At 62.8% G+C, this 1,791-nt stretch carries 1 protein-coding gene; it reads right to left on the bottom strand.

Translation table 11 applies throughout. The annotated features are described in order from the left end of the window. Positions 1-1,490 (bottom strand): MobF family relaxase (gene mobF, locus NS1_RS21345; RefSeq protein WP_157125328.1); only part of this gene is annotated, 1,490 nt, incomplete at its 3' end. Positions 1,491-1,791 lie beyond the last annotated feature (301 nt).

Here is a 1,791-nt window from a genome sequence, read left to right as displayed (position 1 = left end):
TTTTCGGTGGCCTGGGCCCATTCTGCGGGGGCAATGTTCCCGCGGATTTTTCGTTCCACTTCGGCCCGGAGGTTGAACTCACGCCAGGTCGCGCGCTTGTCCGACACTGCCGCTAACACTTGGTCGGCGAGGTGGGTGATGAACGCGCGATCCGGTGCCGGACGCGGCACGCGCGCAACACCTACGACACGGGCTTCGATGTTGTCCACGACATCGGTGCCGCCGAGCACTGCGGCGGCATCGGCGCGCCAGCTCGCGCGTTGTTCGGTGCGGGAGGTGGGAGTGTGTTTGCGTGGGCGGGTTTCCAGGGTGGCGCGTTGGCCGAGGTCGTGGACTTCGCTGGGGGTTGGTTCGCGCCCGAACGTTGTTTGAAACGCGGCGGTGAGGGTGTCGAGTCGGTCTGCGATCACGGCGGTGCGTCGCGACCAATGGTGGATCAACGGCAGTGGGAAACCGACGATTTCGCGGACCCTGACTTGGTCGGGGGCGCGGTCGGTGCGGGTTTCGAACTGCACGTCCAGCGCGGTTTCTAGGTGGTGTTCGAGGCGGGTGTCATAGATTTCTGACACCGTGACTACCGCTTCGTGAATCACGGTGCCGTTGACGGTGCGCCATTTGCCATCCGGTGTGCGGACCCGATTAGCGACCAGAACATGGGTGTGCAGGTCGGGGTCACCCGCGCGCGATTCGCGGTGGTCGAATGTCGCGGCGATCGCGCCTTGCACGTCGACGTGTCGAATCCCGTTGCGACCTAACCGGGTGAACAGCGCGTTGTTCTCCAACCACGACAGTGCGTCGGTGATCGCAGCACGGTGGGCGGTCTCGATCTTGTGCGCCAGCTCGGGTGTCGCGACTGCCCACAGTCCCGACACACTCTTGACGGGGCTGAAGGTGAAGTCGAAACCGGCCACCGCTGTGCGGTCCGGGCGCGAGTTTTTCGCGACCCATCCCGACAGTTCGCGCGGGTCCAGTGGTGCGCGTTCGTACTCGGTGGTGAACATTTCGGTGGCGACTTCGGTGCGGATCTGCGCGCGGATTTGGTCGGGAATGTGGGCGGTGACGCACTCGTCCTGGCTGGTGTTGTAGTCGCGGTATGCCTGCGCGGTGGCGGCGGGGAATCCCGATGTAGTCGAATAGACGGCGAACTTGTTGCCGAGTTTGGTTGCTTTGTCGGCCAATCGGGCTGCGTGAGCGGGCCGCACACCCGCGTTGAGGTGGTGGGCGTAGACGCGTTCGCGGACCTGGTCGGCGTTCGGGTGCATCCCCGCACCGAACAAGAACTTCATCTGTTCTTCGGTGACTTCCGCGCCGGGGCTGATCTCGAGGTCGGAAAGTCCGCTGCCGTGCCAGGTTCCGGGGGCTTCGCCGTGTTCGTTGTAGTAGTCGGACAGGGAGGCGCGCCCGCGCGCTGTGGTGTCGTTGGCGGCGGTGTTGCGCAGGTAGTACTGGTAGCCGTTGCCTGCGGCGACCTTGTGCATGGTCGCGACCATTCCTCCATGAGACACCCAAAAAGGGCGAATTCAAGGCGACCTAGTCTGTAAATCTTTGCCACAACAGCGTTTCCGCAGGACGTTACCAACTCGTAACCCTGAGATGAAAGATGTCTGAATGTGACGTAGGGAGAAATAGGGGTAGGGGGTATATGAGAATAAGGGTGAGTTTAGTTGTGGGGGTGGGCATTGATGAGGTGGGTGAGATGTTTGCGGGGTATGGGTGCGGGTGGGATGTGTTGGGTACCGATGGGATGCGATGGGATGGGGCTGGGTTGGGCTGAGGCGATGAATCCGGCGC

Source organism: Nocardia salmonicida NBRC 13393, assembly GCF_001613085.1.
Taxonomy (GTDB): domain Bacteria; phylum Actinomycetota; class Actinomycetes; order Mycobacteriales; family Mycobacteriaceae; genus Nocardia; species Nocardia salmonicida.
This window is presented reverse-complemented; position numbering and strand designations above follow the sequence as displayed.